This is a genomic window from Mycobacterium hippophais, from assembly GCF_027529605.1.
Classification (GTDB): Bacteria; Actinomycetota; Actinomycetes; order Mycobacteriales; family Mycobacteriaceae; genus Mycobacterium; species Mycobacterium arseniciresistens.
The window spans coordinates 220,827-237,151 of record NZ_JAPZPY010000005.1; the positions used below are offsets into that span (position 1 = coordinate 220,827).

A 16,325-nucleotide genomic window follows, 5' to 3' on the forward strand; every position below is an offset into this window, starting at 1 on the left:
AACCGTCGCCAGGTTCACACTCGCGGGCGGCGGACTACGGGTCGCGCGGCAGTCCGAGCAGCCGTTCGGCGATGATGTTCAGCTGCACCTCGGTGGTGCCGCCGTAGATGGTGGTCGCCCGGCTGCCCAGGAGGTACTCGACCCACTTGCCCGGCAGCGTCTTCGGGTCCCCGATCACGCCGTCGGTGCCGAAGGATGAGACCGCGAACTCGGCGTAACCCTGACCGGTGCGCATCGAGAGCAGCTTGGAGATCGCCGCCGAGGGCATCGCGTCGCCGCCGGCGAGGGTGAGCAGCGTCGAGCGCAGGTTGAGCAGCTTGGCGGCGTGGCCCTCGGCGATCAGCTGACCGGCACGGTGCTGCGCGATCTGGTCGAACTGCCCGTCGCGCACGAACTCCACGAAGCCCTCGAGATTCGCCAGGAACGGCGGCTCACTGCTGCCGATCGACACCCGCTCATTGGTCAGCGTGTTGCGGCTGACCTCCCACCCGCGGTCGACCTCCCCGAGCACCAGATCGTCGGGAACGAACACGTCGTCGATGAAGACCGTGTTGAACATCGCGTTGCCGGTCAGCTCGCGCAGCGGTTTGACCTCGACGCCGTCACTCGCCATGTCCAGCAGGAAGTAGGTGATGCCATTGTGTTTCGGCGCGCTCGGATCGGTGCGCGCCAGCAGGGCGCCCCACTGCGAGTACTGCGCTCCGGTGGTCCAGATCTTCTGGCCGGTGATGCGCCACCCGCCGTCGACCTTGGTGGCCTTGGTGGTGAGGCTGGCCAGGTCCGAACCAGCGCCCGGCTCGGAGAAGAGCTGGCACCAGATCATCTCGCCGCGGAAGGTCGGCGGCAGGAACCGCTGCTTCTGCTCGTCGGTGCCGAACGCGACGATCGACGGGATCAGCCAGGCGGCGATGCCCATCTGCGGACGCTTCACCCGCCCGGAGGCGAACTCCTGGGCGATGATGATCTGCTCGACGGGCGCGGCCGCGCGGCCCCAAGGCCTCGGCAGGTGTGGTTGCACCCAGCCGCCCTCGACGATCGCGGTGATGCGCTCGCCCCGCTCCATGTCCTTGAGCGCGGCGACCTCCGCGCGGATCTCCTCGCGCAGCTTCTCGGTGTCGGGGTCCAGGTCGATGTCGATGCTGCGCATGCCGGTGGCAGTCGCGGTATCGACGACCTGCTGGGTGTAGTCGGCGGACCGGCCGAAGCTCGCCGCGAGCGCCAGCGCGCGCCGGTAGTAAACGTTGGCGTCGTGTTCCCACGTGAACCCGATGCCGCCGTGCACCTGGATGCACTCCTGCGCGCAGTGCTGACCCGCGGCGGGCGCGAGGGTGGCCGCCACCGCGGCGGCGAATTCATAGCTGTTGTGGGGGTTCTCGCGCGCCTCGTCGATCGCGCGGGCGGCGTCCCACACCGCGGCGGTGGCCCGCTCCGTGTCGGCGACCATCTCGGCACACTTGTGCTTGATCGCCTGGAACTGGCCGATCGGCCTGCCGAACTGCTCGCGGATCTTGGCGTAGCCGGTGGCGGTGTCGGTGGCCCACCGCGCGACGCCGACGGCTTCGGCGGACAGCAGCGTCGAGATCAGCGCGCGGGCCAGGGTGCGGCTGACGTTCGCCAGCACCCGGTCCTCGGACACCTCGACCGCGTTGGCGCGCACGTCGGCGACCGGGCGCAACGGGTCAACGCTCTGGACGGGTTCGATCTCGAGGGCCTCGGCGTCGAGAACCACCCACTCCTCGCCGCTCTCGATGGCGACGGGCAGCACCAGCACCGAGGCCTGGGCGGCCGCAGGGACGGCGCGCACCTCGCCGCGGATGATCAGGCCGTCACCGTGGCGGGTGGCGGTCAGGCCGGAGTCGATGGCGTACGAGGCGATCACCTCGCCCGATGCCAGTCCGCTCAGCACGTCGGCCCCGGCGTCGTGCGCGGCGACGAGCGCACTCGCGATCGCCGACGGCACGAACGGCCCCGGCACCGCGCCGTAGCCGAACTCGGCGACAACGACGGCCAGCTCGAGGATCCCGAACCCCTGACCCCCGACGCCTTCGGCCAGGTGCACCCCGTGCAGGCCCTGCTCGGCGGCGGCCTTCCAGAACGGGGGCGGGTTGGGGATCGGGTTCTCGAGCGCCTCGTGCAGCACCTCCGAGGGCGCAACCCGCGCCACCAGGGACCGCACCGATTCGGCGAGGTCGGTGTGTTCGGGGGTGATCGCGATGGGCATGCCGTGCCTCCTGAGGGCCGTCCCTATTAACCGGTCGGTTGGGGGCCAGGTTACCCCGCCTGGTTCACCACGTTCACCAGGTCCCGGCCGTCCAGCAGGCGACGGCAGTTCTCGACTCCCTCGGCCAGGTAGCGGCGCATGGTGTCCGCGGTGTACCACGCCACGTGCGGGGTCACCACCACGTTCGGCAGGCCGAACAGCGGATGGTCCGGGGGTGCGGGCTCCTCGCCGAACACGTCGAGCCCGGCCGCCGCCAGTCGCCCGGAACGCAGCGCATCCGCCAGGGCCGACTCGTCGACGATCGGGCCGCGCGAGGTGTTGACGAGCACCGCGTCGGGCCGCATGCGGGCCAGGGCCGCCCGGTCGAGCAGTCCGGCGGTGCCCGGCGTGAGCGGAAGATGCAGCGAGACGATGTCGCTGGAGGCCAGCAGGTCGGGCAGCGCCCGCCAGCCCGGATGTCCGTCGTCGCGAGTGCTGGTGTGCAGCACCGTCGCACCCATCGCACTGACGATCGTCGCCACCCGCTGCGCGACGTTGCCGTAGCCGACCAGCCCGACGGTTCCGCCGCCGATGTCGCGGACGGTCTCGCCGAGACGAGGATCCGTCGGCCAGCCTGCGCCGGCGCGGGTGGCGCGGTCGAGCTCCGGAAGCCGGCGAAGCGCGGCGAGCATGAGCAGGACGGTGCCCTCGGCCACCGAAGGGGCGTTCGCGCCGGGCATGTTGGCGACCGCGATACCGCGTTCGGACGCCGCACCGACGTCGATGGTGTTGACCCCGGCGCCGAGTTTGTGGATCAGCCTGCAGCGGGTGGCCCGCCGGACATCGTCTCCTGACAGTGGACGCAGCACATGCCAGATCACCTCGGCGTCGGGCAGCTCCCGGTGCAGCGTGGCGTCGTCGTCCTCGGCGCAGAACCGTACGTCGAGCCAGTCGGACTCGGCGGCCAGCAGATCGAGCACCTTGCCCCCGGGGGTGAAGTGCGCCAGCACCCTCAGCGCCAACGCTTACCGATCCACTTCGCGACGAGATCGGCCAGCTCGCTTCGCGCGCCCGGAGTGGTGAAGTAGTGGTCGGAGTCGATGGAGCGCATCGTCTTGTCCTCACTCGCCAGCGCACCGCAGATGCGCTGGGCATCGGACGGGAACACGCCGGTGTCCTGCTCGGCGTTGATGATCAGGGCGGGGCAGGTGATGCGCGCGAGGTGCGGTTCTGCGCGCGTCTGAGAGTGCCGCAAGCTCCACATACTGATCCAGTTGCGCAACGTGCTCACCGAGGCGACGCCGTGCGCCGAGCGGTTGGCCTTCGCCGGCGGTCCGAGGTAACACATGTTCGGTGGGCGCCTGCTGGCGTCGAGGGTGGGGTCCACCATGCGCGGATCCGCCCAGGTGCGCATCACATTGAACGGGCGGTCGGAGAAACCGGCGGCCTGCACCCGTTTCAGTTCGGCCTCGGCCCAGTCGGTGATCGCCTCGTTGCGTGCGACCTGCGCCGCCCGGTAGCGCTTCACGAACTCGGCCGAGTAGGGCGGCCCGTTGCCCATGTCGAACAGGTCGAGATCGGGATCGGATGACACCGGGTCGTTCTCGTCGGTCACGGCGGCGTCCATCCAGGCGGTGAGCACGTCGGGCCTGCCGGGATGCGCCGCGCTGGCGATGTAGCCGTCGGCGGGCGGCAGGTCCATGAAGCCGGCCGCGGGGCGCATACCGTCCAGCGGCGTGATGTGGCGGTCCAGCGCCTGCGCCTGGTACGCGGCCATCAGTGACCCGCCACCTGAGTTTCCAAGCAGCACAACCGTTTCGATGTTCTGCACGTCGCGCAGATATCGGACACCGACGCCGACGTCGACCAGTGCGTGGTCGAGCAGGAAACTGCTCTCGAAGCCGCGGAACCGGGTGTTCCAGCCGAGGAAGCCGATGCCGCGGGTGGCCATGTACTCCGCGAGGTAGTGCTCGGAGAAGTCGATCTGGTAGTGGGCGGCGATCATCGCCACCTTGGGCTTGCGGCCCACGCCCCGGTAGTAGATGCCCTGGCACGGGTGCCCGCCCGAGCCGGCCCGTCGCGCAGTGGGCGAGTCGAGCCCCACGAATTCGCGGATGACCCCCGGTGTGCCTACTGTCCTCGTCATGTTCCCCCAGCCCCCCGGCCGTAGATCGTCCGACAGAAGATGTCGGCGGGGGTCGAGACGCACGCGTCGTCGTCGACGTCGCGCGCGGCCCTGCCCCCCGTCCATCGTGTGTAGCAGAAGTGGTCAAGCATCCACAGCACCGCCACGGCACATCGGCAGTTGACGCATCTCGGAACGGCATTCAGCAAGATCGAGGTGGACTGAGGACGCCCCCGCGCCGTGGATGAGTGCCGCACGCGCGGAGGAGCCGGCGGCCGCACGGGAATGCCGGCGGCGGGCGTGGCGGGGCGCAGTCGTCACAGCCGGTGAACCCCTCTCCGGGCATTGAGCGGGTCTGAAACCGATGTTAGATTCAGTTCTGCCGCTTGACCGGTTTTTCGCCATAACCACAGGAGCCGAGCATGATCAAGCCGCACAATCCGAACCGCGAGTTCGAACTCGGCGGCATCAACCATGTGGCACTGGTTTGTTCGGACATGGCGAAGACGGTCGACTTCTACAGCAACGTGCTGGGGATGCCGCTGATCAAGTCGCTCGACCTGCCGGGTGGCGTCGGCCAGCACTTCTTCTTCGACGCCGGAAACGGTGACTGCGTCGCGTTCTTCTGGTTCCGCGACGCGCCGGACGGGGTGCCGGGGGTGTCCTCGCCCGCGGCGATCCCGGGCATCGGCGAGATCGTCAGTGCCACCGGCTCGATGAACCACCTCGCCTTCCACGTGCCCGCCGAGAAGTTCGACGAGTACCGCCGGAAACTGAAGGAGAAGGGCGTCCGCGTCGGGCCCATCCTCAATCACGACGAGAGCGAGATGCAGGTGTCGGCGACGGTCCATCCCGGCGTCTACGTGCGATCGTTCTACTTCTTCGATCCCGATGGCGTCACGCTCGAGTTCGCTTGCTGGACACGAGATTTCACCGACGAGGAAGCGCAGACTCCGCCGAAGACGGCGGCCGACCGGACGCTCAGTCGCGGAACAGCCGCGGTTCGCTGAGGTCGTCGATGATCGCGGTCAGCTGGTCGACGAGCTGATCCGGAGCCAGTGCCAGCTCGCCGTCCAGCCAGGCGCTGATGGTCTGCCCGACGCCGCCGACGACGAAATGTGCTGTCGCCTTGATGCGTTCGTTCTCGTCGCGGCGAAGCGCGGCACTGACGTGCCGGCCGGAGAGCATCGCGAACAGGGCGCCCGATTCCGCACGCTTGCGTACCACCACGGCATTGGACAGCTGCGAGTTGAACAGCAGGCGGCCGATGCGGGCGTCGCCGTCGACCGTGCGCACGATCTCGGCCATCACCGCCCGCGTCTGGTCCTTCGGCGCCGCGGCGGCCGCCGCGGCCTGGGTGGTGGCCGCGATGTCGGCGATCACCCAGTCGAACACCGCGCCGACGAAGTCGTCCTTGTCGGTGAAGCCCTCGTAGAAGTACCGGACGCCGACACCGGCCTCGCGGCAGATCGCTCGCACGGTCAGGTCCGCCAGGTCGTCGCCGGCGGAGCCGAGCAGGGCGAGGCCTGCCTCGAGGAACCGGCGCCTGCGCTGGGCCAGCCGCTCGGGCGCCTCGACGCCGCGGTACGGCCGGACCTGTGCCATCTGCCCATCTTGACACCCGTCAGCGGCGCAGGGCAATATCAGGAAACATTCGTTATCACTTTTATCGACGAGGAGTGCCCGATGACGGTCACCCAGCCGGTCCCGCACGTCGAGCGCCCGGTCAGCGAGCCGGCGCGGCCGCGACCCGCTGCGCGCCGTTCACTGCTCGCCGGCCGCCGAGCCACCCGGGACGACGGCCTGATGGGTGTGGCGCTGCTGGCAGGCCCAGCCAACGTGATCATGCAGCTGGCCCGGCCCGGCGTCGGCTACGGCGTCTACGAGAGCCGCGTCGACAGCGGCCGCATCGACCTGCACCCGATCAAGCGCGCCCGCACCACGTTCACCTACCTGGCCGTCGCGACCCGCGGCACCGACGCGCAGAAGGCGGCCTACCGGCGCGCGGTGAACACGGCGCACGCGCAGGTGTACTCGACCGACGAGAGCCCGGTGAAGTACCACGCGTTCGACAAGGATCTGCAGCTGTGGGTGGCCGCGTGCCTGTACAAGGGCGGCGTCGACATCCAGCGCATCTTCATCGGCGAGATGGACGACGAGACCGCCGACGAGCACTACCGCGACAGTGCGACGCTGGGCACGACGCTGCAGGTGCCACTCGAGATGTGGCCGGCCGACCGTGCGGCGTTCGACAAGTATTGGCAGGAGTCGCTCGACCAGGTCCACATCGACGACACGGTGCGCGAGTACCTGTTCCCCATCGCCGCGGGCCGCATCCGCGGGGTTCGGCTGCCGCGCGCCGTCCAGCGCCGTCTCGACGCGGCCAACCTGCTGATCACCACCGGCTTTCTGCCGCAACGATTCCGCGAGGAGATGCGGTTGCCGTGGGACGCCGGACACCAGCGCCGGTTCGACCGCCTGATGACCGCACTGCGGACAGCGAACGACCTGGCGCCGGGCTTCATCCGGCAGTTCCCGTTCAACGTGCTGCTCAAGGACCTCGACCGGCGCATCCGCACCGGCAAGCCGCTGGTCTAGTCGCGGCGGGCCGGGCGCGTCACGACGGCGCCCGCCAGCGGATCAGCCCCCGACCCATCATCAGCAGCCGCACTGTCGCCCCTGGCAGTTCCTCGGCGACGTGGCGCCTGAGCGTGTGAACGTCATCGCGCGGCGGCCACACGATCGGTGCGGTGTGCTCCCACTTCGTGCGGACCAGGAGCATTGCGCCCGTCGCCACGAAACTCCGCACCGCCCAGGGCAGGTGACGCCATCCGGGTCGGGCGAGCGCCCCGACAGCAAGGGTCCCGCCCGGCGCGACCAGCGACCGCAGTCGCCGCAGTGCGGCTTGGGTGTCCGGGAGGTGGTGCAGCGCGGCGTTGGACACCACCGCGTCGAAACGGCCCAGCCCGTCCATCGTGAGCACGTCGCCGTGCACCCAGTCGACAGGTGCGTCGGGGAAGCGCTCACGAGCCCTCTGCAGTACCGGGGCGTCGACGTCCACCGCCACCACCCGCGGCACCCGCCGCGCCAACCGGGCGGCGAGGAACCCGTCGCCGCAGCCCACGTCGAGCACCGACGCCGCGTCGGGCGGCACACACCGGTCGATGGTCGCGTCGTAGTGGATGTTGACGTTCCACGGAGCAGCCACGTGCGCCGAGACTACGGTTGTTGACGGGAATCGGTGGAAAACGTGTCAACAACCGTAGTCTCGGCGTTTGAAAAAGCGGCGTAGCCTCACCCGCGTGCGCACCGACGACGACTCCTGGGACATCACCACCTCCGTCGGCTCCACGGCGCTGTTCGTCGCCGCGTCGCGGGCGCTGGAGGCGCAGAAGGCCGTGCCGCTCGCCGTCGATCCCTACGCCGAGGTGTTCTGCCGCGCGGCGGGTGGTGACTGGTCCGCCCTGCTGGACGGCACGGCGCCCGACCACCCGCTCGCCTCGGAGTTCGGCGCAGCGTTCGTCGACTTCCAGGGCGCTCGCACCCGCTACTTCGACACCTACTTCACCGCCGCCGCCGAAGCCGGTGTGCGACAGGTGGTCCTGGTCGCGGCGGGCCTGGACTCGCGGGCCTACCGGCTGCCGTGGCGGGACGGCACCGTCGTCTACGAGCTCGACCAGCCGCAGGTGTTGCAGTTCAAGCGGGAGGTCCTCGCGGCCCACGGTGACGCCCCGCGCGCCGACCGCCGCGAGGTGGCGGTCGACCTGCGCGACGACTGGCCTGCCGCGCTGACAGAGGGCGGGTTCGACCCCGCGGCGCCGTCGGCGTGGCTCGCCGAAGGGCTGCTGATGTACCTGCCCGCCACCGCGCAGGACCAGTTGTTCTCCGGCATCGACACGCTCGCCGCGGCGGGCAGCCGCGTCGCGGTCGAGGAGGCGACGCCGATGCCGCCGGCGGTGTTCGAGGCAAAGCGTGCCGAGGAGCGGGCGGCGGGCGGGGACAACGCGTTCTTCACGCTGATCTACAACGAGCAGCACGCGGCCGCCCAGGACTGGTTCACGGCCCGCGGATGGACCGCCGACACCACCCGTCTCGCCGACTACCTGCGGCAAGTCCGCCGGCCGGTGCCGGCGGCCGACACCGACGCCGGTCCGATGTTCCAGACAATCTCCCTGGTCAGCGCCGTCAAGCGGTGACCGGGCTCACGTTTTCGGGCGAGACCGTGAGTCTCGACAGTGAGGCTAGGTAATGCTAACTTCAGCAAAAGTTAGCTTTGCCTACATAAGGGGAGAAAACGGGGGCTGCCCGGTGACGGGATTCGCTTCCCGTGCACAGACATGGGTAATGACACGCTTGCCGCTCTCTCGCACGGAGCGCCCCGAATCGACCGCGACGTGGTCAGCCGGTTCGCCACCTGCTGCCGGGCGCTCGGCCTCTCGGTCAACGATCGACAACGTCCCGCAGACCTGACCGCAGCGCGGTCGGGCTTCGCCGCGCTCGCCCATGTCGCGCACGACCACTGCGATGCCTGGACCGGCCTCGCCGCCGCGGGCGACGTCTCCGGGCATGTCATCGAATCCATCTGGCGCACCAGGCGCTCGGCGGGTCTGCTGCAGCGCGAGATCGACCTCGCGCCCGGCGCGCTGGCGTTCACCTATGACACCGGCCTGTACCTGCAGTTCCGGGCCTCGGACCCTGACGACTTCCAATTGGCATGGGCGGCAACGCTGGCCGACAACGAGGCGTACGCCGACGCCGACGAGCTGGTGGGCGAACTGCTCGACCGCCGGCCGGGCTGGGTGCAGGCCCGATGGGTGCGGGTGGCGATCAACTACCGGGCCGAACGCTGGTCCGACGTGGTGCGGCTGCTGACCCCGGTGGTCAACGACACCACACAGGACGAGACGTTCTCGCACGCCGCGCGGATCGCGCTGGGCATCTCGCTGGCCCGGATCGGCATGTTCTCCCCGGCGTTGTCCTATCTCGAGCAGCCGGCGGGACCCGTCGCGGTGGCCGCCGTGGACGGCGCGCTGGCCAAGGCGCTGGTGCTGCGCGCCGAGGGGGAGGACGAGGACGCCGCCGACGTGCTGCAGGAGCTCTACGCCGCGAACCCGGAGAACGCGCAGGTCGAAACGGCGCTGACGGACAAGACATTTGGCATCCCGACCACCACCGCCGCCCGGATCGAGGCGCGCAGCAACCCGTGGGATCCGGCCACCGAACCCGGCGAGGCCGACTTCATCGACCCGGGCGCCCAGGACCGCAAGTCGCACCTGCTGGTCGAGGCCGAGGCCGAACTCGCGGAGTTCATCGGCCTCGAGGAGGTCAAGTACCAGGTCGCCCGGCTGAAGAGCTCGGTGGCCATGTCGCTGCGCCGCCAGGAGCGCGGGCTCACCGTCGCCCAGCGCACCAATCACCTGGTGTTCGCCGGCCCACCCGGAACCGGTAAGACGACCATCGCCCGGGTGGTCGCCAAGATCTACTGCGGACTCGGCCTGCTGCGCAAGGAGACCGTCCGCGAGGTGCACCGCGCCGACCTCATCGGCCAGCACATCGGTGAGACCGAAGCCAAGACCAACGCGATCATCGACAGTGCGCTCGACGGCGTGCTGTTCCTCGACGAGGCCTACGCTCTGGTGTCCACCGGCGCCAAGAACGACTTCGGGCTCGTCGCGATCGACACGCTGCTGGCCCGGATGGAGAACGACCGCGACCGGCTCGTGGTGATCGTCGCCGGCTACCGCAAGGACCTCGACAACTTCCTCGACACCAACGAGGGCCTGCGTTCCCGCTTCACCCGCAGCATCGACTTCCCGTCCTACTCGGGCGCCGAGCTCGTCGAGATCGCCATGCGGATGGCCGAGAAGCGCGACAGCGTGTTCGAGAAGGCGGCGCACGACCACATGGAGGACCTGTTCGAGAAGCTCGCGCGGTCCACCACGCCCGACGGCAACGGTGTGGACCGGCGCAGCCTCGACATCGCAGGCAACGGCCGTTTCGTGCGCAACCTGGTCGAGCGTTCGGAGGAGGAGCGGGAGTACCGCCTCGACCACTCCGACGCCGACGACTTCACCGACGAGGAATTGATGACCATCACCGCCGACGATGTGCGTAGCTCCGCCGTGCCGCTGCTCAAGGGCCTCGGCCTGACCGTGCCGGAACTGTCGGTGCAGGCATGACCTCTCCTGAGGACCGGCGCTCCTTCACCTCCCGGACCCCGGCCAACGAGAATCCCGACCGCGTCGAGTACCGCCGCGGCTTCGTCACCCGCCATCAGGTGTCCGGCTGGCGATTCGTCATGCGCCGCATCGCCTCCGGCGTCGCGCTGCACGACACCCGCATGCTGGTCGACCCGCTGCGCACCCAGAGCCGCGCCGTGATCACCGGCGCCCTCATCGTGGTCACCGGCCTGATCGGCTGCTTCCTGTTCTCCTTCATCCGGCCGTCCGGGTCGGCGGGCACGGACTCGATCCTCGCCGACCGCTCGACGGCCGCGCTCTACGTCAAGGTCGGCGAGCAGCTGCACCCGGTGCTCAACCTGACGTCGGCCCGCCTCATCGCTGGCCGTGCGGACAACCCGACCACCGTCAAGACCAGTGAGATCGACCAGTTCCCCCGCGGCAACCTGATCGGCATCCCCGGCGCACCGGAACGCATGGTGCAGAGCACCGACGCGGACGCGGACTGGACCGTGTGCGACGCGGTCGCGGGACCGGACACCGGCGTCACCGTGATCGCCGGCGCCACCGGGTCGGGCGGTGAGCGCGCGGCGACGCTGCCTGCGGACCAGGCCGTGCTGGTGCAGGACACCGAGGGCACCAACGCAGGCACCTGGCTGCTGTGGGACGGCAGGCGCAGCCCGGTCGACCTGGCCAACCGGGCCGTGACCGACGCACTCGGCTTCGGCGGCGACATCCCCTCGCCGCGCCCGATCGCCGCGGGCCTGTTCAACGCCATCCCCGAGGCTCCGGCGCTCGCCCCGCCGCCGATCGCGGGCGCCGGTGCGCCGCCGCAGTTCCCGCTGTCGTCCCAGGTCCCCGTCGGCGCCGTGGTCGCGGCGTTCGATGCGGACAACTCGATCCGCTACTACGCCGTGCTGTCCGACGGCCTTCAGCCGGTGTCGCCGGTGCTGGCGGGCATCCTGCGCAACACCAACTCCTACGGCCTGGCCCAGGCGCCGAGGCTGGGCGCCGACGAGGTGGCCCGCATGCCGGTCGCACGCGGCATCGACACCGCCGCGTACCCCGACTCCACCGTCGACCTGGTGGACACCTCCGCCGACCCCGTCACCTGCGCGCGGTGGACGAAACCGGAAGGCGCCGCAGAGAGTTCGCTGGCCCTGCTGTCCGGTGCCACCCTGCCGCTGCCCGAGAACCAGCGCACGCTCACCCTGGTCGGCGCGGGCAGTGGCACGACGGCGAACCGGGTGGCGATCGCCCCCGGCAGCGGATACTTCGTGCAGACCGTCGGGCAGGCCCCTGGCTCACCGACCGCTGGGTCCCTGTTCTGGATCAGTGACACCGGCGTCCGCTACGGCATCGACACCGGCGCCGACGACGACGCCGTCGCCGCGCTGGGCCTGAGCTCCCCGCCGTTGCCCGTCCCGTGGTCCGTCCTGGCGCAGTTCGCCGCGGGCCCGACCCTGTCCCGCAGTGACGCGCTGCTCGCGCACGACACCCTGCTGCCCGACCCGAGCCCCGCGCGACTGGAGAACCGATGAGCCGCTTGATCTTCGAGGCCCACCGGCGGCTTCCGCAGCCGACCACCCGCAAGGGCACCATCACGATCGAACCGCCGCCCGAACTGCCGCGGCTGGTGCCACCGTCGCTGCTGCGCCGGGTGCTGCCGTACCTGATCGTGATCCTGATCGTCGGCATGATCGTCGCGCTCGTCGCGACCGGCATGCGGCTGATCTCGCCGCAGATCCTGTTCTTCCCGTTCGTGCTGCTGCTGGCCGCCACTGCGCTCTACCGCGGCTCGGACAACAAGATGCGCACCGAGGAGGTCGACGCCGAACGCGCCGACTACCTGCGCTACCTGTCGGTGGTCCGCGACAACGTCCGCGCACACGCCGCCGAACAGCGTGCGGCACTTGAGTGGTCGCATCCCGACCCCGAGGTGCTGGCCACCATCCCCGGCACCCGCAGGCAGTGGGAGCGCGATCCGCGGGACAACGACTTCCTGGTGCTGCGGGCGGGCCTGCACGACACGCCGCTCAACGCGACACTGCGGGTGAAGGACACCGCCGACGAGATCGACCTGGAGCCGGTGTCGCACAGCACGCTGCGTGGGCTGCTCGACGTGCAGCGCACGGTCCGCGACGCCCCGGCGGGCATCGACATCGCCAAGCTGGCCCGCATCACGGTGTTCGGTGAGGCCGACGACGTGCGCGCCGCGGTGCGCGCATGGCTGGCCCAGGCGGTCACCTGGCACGATCCGGCCGTGCTCGGGGTCGCCCTCGTGTCGCCCGATGTGGACGGCGACGACTGGTCCTGGCTGAAGTGGCTGCCGCACGTCGACGTCCCGGGTGAGACCGACGGCGTCGGCCCGGCGCGCTACCTGACCACCACCGCGGGCGAACTGCGGCAGCTGCTCGGCCCGGCACTGGCCGGCCGGGATGCGTTCCCGGGCAGCAACGATGGTGCGCTCAAGCACCTGCTGGTCGTGGTCGACGATCCGGAGGCCGACCTCGACGCGATCGTGCGCCGGCCCGGCCTGGCCGGCGTCACCGTCATCCACCGCACCACCACGCCGCCGAACCGTGAGCAGTACCCGGACCCCGAGCGGCCGATCCTGAAGGTCGCCGACGGCCGGATCGAACGGTGGCAGAGCGGCGGCTGGCAGCCCTACGTAGACGTCGCCGACGGCATCGGCGCCGACGACTGCCGCCACATCGCGCGGCGGCTGTCCCGCTGGGACTCCAATCCCAACCACGCCCGGTCGACGACCACGGGTGGCTCGACGTTCACCACGCTGCTGGGCATCCCCGACGCGTCCGCACTCGACGTGGCCGCGTTGTGGGCGCCGCGCCACCGCGACGACGAACTGCGGGTGCCGATCGGTGTCACCGCCACCGGCGAACCGCTGTACTTCGACCTCAAGGACGAGGCCGAGGGCGGCATGGGCCCGCACGGCCTGATGATCGGCATGACCGGTTCGGGCAAGTCGCAGACCCTGATGTCGATCCTGTTGTCGCTGTTGACCACTCACTCGGCCGAACGGCTGATCGTCATCTACGCCGACTTCAAGGGCGAGGCGGGCGCCGACATCTTCCGCGACTTCCCGCAGGTCGTCGCCGTCATCTCGAACATGGCCGAGAAGAAGTCGCTGGCCGACCGGTTCGCCGACACCCTGCGCGGAGAGGTGGCCCGGCGCGAGCAGCTGCTCAAGGAGTCCGGCAGGCGCGTGCAGGGCAGCGCGTTCAACTCCGTCACCGAGTACGAGGCCGCCATCGCAGCCGGGCACGACCTGCCGCCGATGCCGACGCTGTTCGTGGTGGCCGACGAGTTCACGCTGATGCTCGCCGACCACCCCGAGTACGCTGACCTGTTCGACTACGTCGCCCGCAAGGGCCGGTCGTTCCGGATCCACATCCTGTTCGCGTCGCAGACCCTGGATGTGGGCCGCATCAAGGACATCGACAAGAACACGTCGTACCGCATCGGCCTGAAGGTGGCCAGCCCCAGCGTTTCCCGCCAGATCATCGGGGTGGAGGACGCGTACCACATCGAATCGGGCCGCGAACACAAGGGCGAGGGCTTCCTGGTGCCCGCCCCCGGCGCGGTGCCGGTCAAGTTCCGCAGCACCTACGTCGACGGCATCTACGAGCCGCCGCGGGTGGAGAAGGCCATCGTGGTGCGGGCGCTGCCGCAGCCGCAGGAGTTCACCGCGACGCGGGTCGAGCCCGAGCCCGACACCATCATCCCGTCCGCGGACGCCGACGTCGAGGTGCTGCCGCCGCGCAAGCTGATCGCCACGATCGGTGAGCAACTGGCGCAGTACGGCCCGAAGGCGCCGCCGCTGTGGCTGCCCCCGCTGGAGGACTCGATCCCGCTGCTCGACCTGCTCCAGCGGTCCGGAGTGAACGCCCGGCAGTGGCGCTGGCCGCTGGGCGAGATCGACCGGCCATTCGAGATGCGGCGCGACGCACTGATGTTCGACGCCAACTCGGCAGCCGGGAACATGGTGATCCACGGTGGGCCCAAGTCGGGCAAGTCGACGGCGCTGCAGACGTTCATGCTGTCGGCCGCCGCGCTGCACTCACCGCGCGACGTGACGTTCTACTGCCTGGATTACGGCGGCGGGCAGCTGCGTCCGATGGCCGAGCTCGCCCATGTGGGCAGCGTCGCCACTCCGCTGGAGCCCGAACGCATCCGGCGCACCTTCGGCGAGCTGGAGCAGCTGCTGCGGGCACGCCAGGAGCGTGGTGCGGTGTCCCGGTCAGAAGACATCGCAGACGGTTACGGCGAAGTGTTCCTGGTGATCGACAACCTGTACGCGTTCAGCCGGGACGACACCGACACCTTCAACACCCGGAACCCGCTGCTCGCCAGGGTCACCGAGTTGGTGAACAGTGGACTGGCCTACGGCATCCACGTCGTGATCACCACGCCGAACTGGCTGGAGGTGCCGTTGAACATGCGCGACGGGCTCGGCCTTCGACTGGAACTCAAGCTGCACGACGCCCGCGACAGCAACGTGCGGATCGTCGGCGGACTGCGCAGGCCCGCCGAGAGCGTGCCGGCCGATCAGCCCGGTCGCGGCCTGACTATGGCGGCCGAGCACTTCCTGATCGCCGCCCCGCCGCTGGATGTGATCCGTGCGATCAACAACCGGCACCCGGACGTCACGGCGCCGCGGGTGCGGCTGCTGCCGACCGACCTGCGACCCGAAGTGCTTGCCCCGCTGTACATGCCGCCCGAACGGGTGGTCATCGGCCAGCGGGAACAGGACCTCGCGCCGGTCACGCTGGACTTCGAGCGCAATCCGCTGCTCATGGTCTTCGGTGACGCAAGGGCGGGCAAGACCACCCTGCTGCGGCACCTGATCCGCACCGTCCGGGAGAACTCGCGGCAGGACGACGTCGCGTTCACGGTGATCGACCGGCGGCTGCACCTCGTCGACGAGCCGCTGTTCCCGGACAACGAGTACACGCCGAACATCGACCGGATCACCCCGGCGATGCTCGGACTCGCCGCGCTGATCGAGAAGCGCCGCCCGCCCGCAGGTCTCACGCCCCAGCAGTTGAGCAGCTGGGGATATCAGGGTCACACGCACTACCTGATCATCGACGACGTCGACCAGATCCCAGACAGCCCGGCGGTCAGCGGACCCTACGTCGGCCAGCGGCCGTGGACGCCGCTGCTCGGCCTGCTCGGCCAGGCCGGTGACCTCGGCCTGCGGGTGATCGTCACGGCGCGGGCGACCGGTTCGGCGCACGCGATCATGACGGCGCCGTTGCTGCGCAGGCTCAACGACCTGCAGGCGACGACGCTGTTGCTGTCCGGTAATCCGCAGGACAGCGGTAAGATTCGCGGCCACAGGTTCAACCGGCTGCCCGCGGGCCGCGGCATGTTGCTGGACGACGGCGACCTCCCGACATTCGTGCAGCTCGTCAATCCACTCGTCGGCGAGGCCGCCACCCAGGGCGGCCGAGGGACGGACAGCAACGGAAAGGAATACAGCTGATGACGCTTCGTGTCGTTCCCGAGGGACTGACCGCGGCCAGTGCCGCGGTCGAGGGTCTGACCGCACGGCTGGCGGCGGCGCACGCCGCGGCCGCACCCGCGGTGACCGCGGTGCTGCCGCCAGGAGCCGATGTGGTGTCGCTGCAGACCGCGGCGGGCTTCAGCGCGCACGGCAACCAGCACGCCGCGACCGCCGCGCTCGGCGTCGAAGAGCTCGGCCGCTCCGGTATGGGAGTGGGCGAGTCGGGCGTCAGCTACGCCACCGGTGACGCGATGGCGGCGTCGTCGTACCTGATCGCACGCGGCGGCTGAG

At 70.0% G+C, this 16,325-nt stretch carries 12 protein-coding genes; 7 read left to right on the top strand and 5 right to left on the bottom strand.

Annotation, left to right across the window (positions count from 1 at the left end; genetic code table 11):
- Positions 1-34: 34 nt before the first annotated feature.
- The 3 genes from O6P37_RS14225 to O6P37_RS14235 are packed head-to-tail and all read right to left on the bottom strand — an operon-like array spanning position 35 to position 4,346.
- Positions 35-2,221, bottom strand: coding sequence for an acyl-CoA dehydrogenase (locus O6P37_RS14225; RefSeq protein ID WP_269894680.1), 2,187 nt, complete (start codon positions 2,219-2,221; stop codon positions 35-37).
- Between the two features lie 50 nt (positions 2,222-2,271).
- Positions 2,272-3,216 (bottom strand): 2-hydroxyacid dehydrogenase, encoded by a 945-nt coding sequence (locus tag O6P37_RS14230; protein ID WP_269894769.1) that lies wholly within the window; start codon positions 3,214-3,216, stop codon positions 2,272-2,274.
- Positions 3,213-4,346, bottom strand: coding sequence for an alpha/beta hydrolase (locus O6P37_RS14235; RefSeq protein WP_269894681.1), 1,134 nt, complete (start codon positions 4,344-4,346; stop codon positions 3,213-3,215). Before O6P37_RS14235 ends, O6P37_RS14230 begins: the two co-directional genes overlap by 4 nt.
- A gap of 401 nt (positions 4,347-4,747) precedes the next feature.
- Here O6P37_RS14235 and O6P37_RS14240 point away from each other — a divergent pair, with 401 nt between their 5' ends.
- The gene (locus O6P37_RS14240) at positions 4,748-5,335 is read left to right on the top strand and encodes a VOC family protein (protein WP_269894682.1); all 588 of its coding nucleotides are present in this window, start codon (positions 4,748-4,750) and stop codon (positions 5,333-5,335) included.
- Here the strand turns inward: O6P37_RS14240 and O6P37_RS14245 are convergent.
- Entirely contained in the window at positions 5,307-5,930 is a 624-nt protein-coding gene (locus O6P37_RS14245) for a TetR/AcrR family transcriptional regulator (protein ID WP_269894683.1), read from the bottom strand. The genes O6P37_RS14240 and O6P37_RS14245 overlap by 29 nt on opposite strands.
- Positions 5,931-6,011: 81 nt before the next feature.
- Here O6P37_RS14245 and O6P37_RS14250 point away from each other — a divergent pair, with 81 nt between their 5' ends.
- A complete protein-coding gene (locus tag O6P37_RS14250; RefSeq protein WP_269894684.1) occupies positions 6,012-6,923 on the top strand; it encodes an oxygenase MpaB family protein in 912 nt (303 codons plus the stop codon).
- 19 nt (positions 6,924-6,942) lie between these two features.
- On the opposite strand, the gene O6P37_RS14255 is transcribed toward O6P37_RS14250, so the two are convergent.
- The gene (locus tag O6P37_RS14255) at positions 6,943-7,533 is read right to left on the bottom strand and encodes a class I SAM-dependent methyltransferase (protein ID WP_269894685.1); all 591 of its coding nucleotides are present in this window, start codon (positions 7,531-7,533) and stop codon (positions 6,943-6,945) included.
- Between the two features lie 94 nt (positions 7,534-7,627).
- Between O6P37_RS14255 and O6P37_RS14260 the strand changes: the two genes are divergently transcribed.
- The 5 genes from O6P37_RS14260 to O6P37_RS14280 all read left to right on the top strand — a co-directional run bounded on the left by O6P37_RS14260 (position 7,628) and on the right by O6P37_RS14280 (position 16,324).
- Entirely contained in the window at positions 7,628-8,521 is an 894-nt protein-coding gene (locus O6P37_RS14260; protein WP_269894686.1) for a class I SAM-dependent methyltransferase, read from the top strand.
- Between the two features lie 141 nt (positions 8,522-8,662).
- Positions 8,663-10,504 (top strand): type VII secretion AAA-ATPase EccA, encoded by a 1,842-nt coding sequence (gene eccA / locus O6P37_RS14265; RefSeq protein ID WP_269894687.1) that lies wholly within the window; start codon positions 8,663-8,665, stop codon positions 10,502-10,504.
- Positions 10,501-12,045: a type VII secretion protein EccB gene (gene eccB, locus O6P37_RS14270; RefSeq protein WP_269894688.1), complete on the top strand. Its 1,545-nt coding sequence runs from the start codon at positions 10,501-10,503 to the stop codon at positions 12,043-12,045. Before eccA ends, eccB begins: the two co-directional genes overlap by 4 nt.
- Positions 12,042-16,013, top strand: coding sequence for a type VII secretion protein EccCa (gene eccCa / locus O6P37_RS14275; protein WP_269894689.1), 3,972 nt, complete (start codon positions 12,042-12,044; stop codon positions 16,011-16,013). The genes eccB and eccCa overlap by 4 nt, the downstream gene beginning before the upstream one ends.
- On the top strand, positions 16,013-16,324 hold the full coding sequence (locus tag O6P37_RS14280) for a PE family protein (RefSeq protein ID WP_264014717.1): 312 nt from the start codon (positions 16,013-16,015) through the stop codon (positions 16,322-16,324). Before eccCa ends, O6P37_RS14280 begins: the two co-directional genes overlap by 1 nt.
- Position 16,325 lies beyond the last annotated feature (1 nt).

Bases quoted from the DNA above. Each gene is read 5' to 3' on its own strand.
- O6P37_RS14225 (WP_269894680.1), bottom strand. From the start codon at position 2,221: ATGCCCATCGCGATCACCCCCGAACACACCGACCTCGCCGAATCGGTG.
- O6P37_RS14235 (WP_269894681.1), bottom strand. From the start codon at position 4,346: ATGACGAGGACAGTAGGCACACCGGGGGTCATCCGCGAATTCGTGGGG.
- O6P37_RS14240 (WP_269894682.1), top strand. From the start codon at position 4,748: ATGATCAAGCCGCACAATCCGAACCGCGAGTTCGAACTCGGCGGCATC.
- O6P37_RS14245 (WP_269894683.1), bottom strand. From the start codon at position 5,930: ATGGCACAGGTCCGGCCGTACCGCGGCGTCGAGGCGCCCGAGCGGCTG.
- O6P37_RS14250 (WP_269894684.1), top strand. From the start codon at position 6,012: ATGACGGTCACCCAGCCGGTCCCGCACGTCGAGCGCCCGGTCAGCGAG.
- eccA (WP_269894687.1), top strand. From the start codon at position 8,663: ATGGGTAATGACACGCTTGCCGCTCTCTCGCACGGAGCGCCCCGAATC.
- eccB (WP_269894688.1), top strand. From the start codon at position 10,501: ATGACCTCTCCTGAGGACCGGCGCTCCTTCACCTCCCGGACCCCGGCC.
- eccCa (WP_269894689.1), top strand. From the start codon at position 12,042: ATGAGCCGCTTGATCTTCGAGGCCCACCGGCGGCTTCCGCAGCCGACC.
- O6P37_RS14280 (WP_264014717.1), top strand. From the start codon at position 16,013: ATGACGCTTCGTGTCGTTCCCGAGGGACTGACCGCGGCCAGTGCCGCG.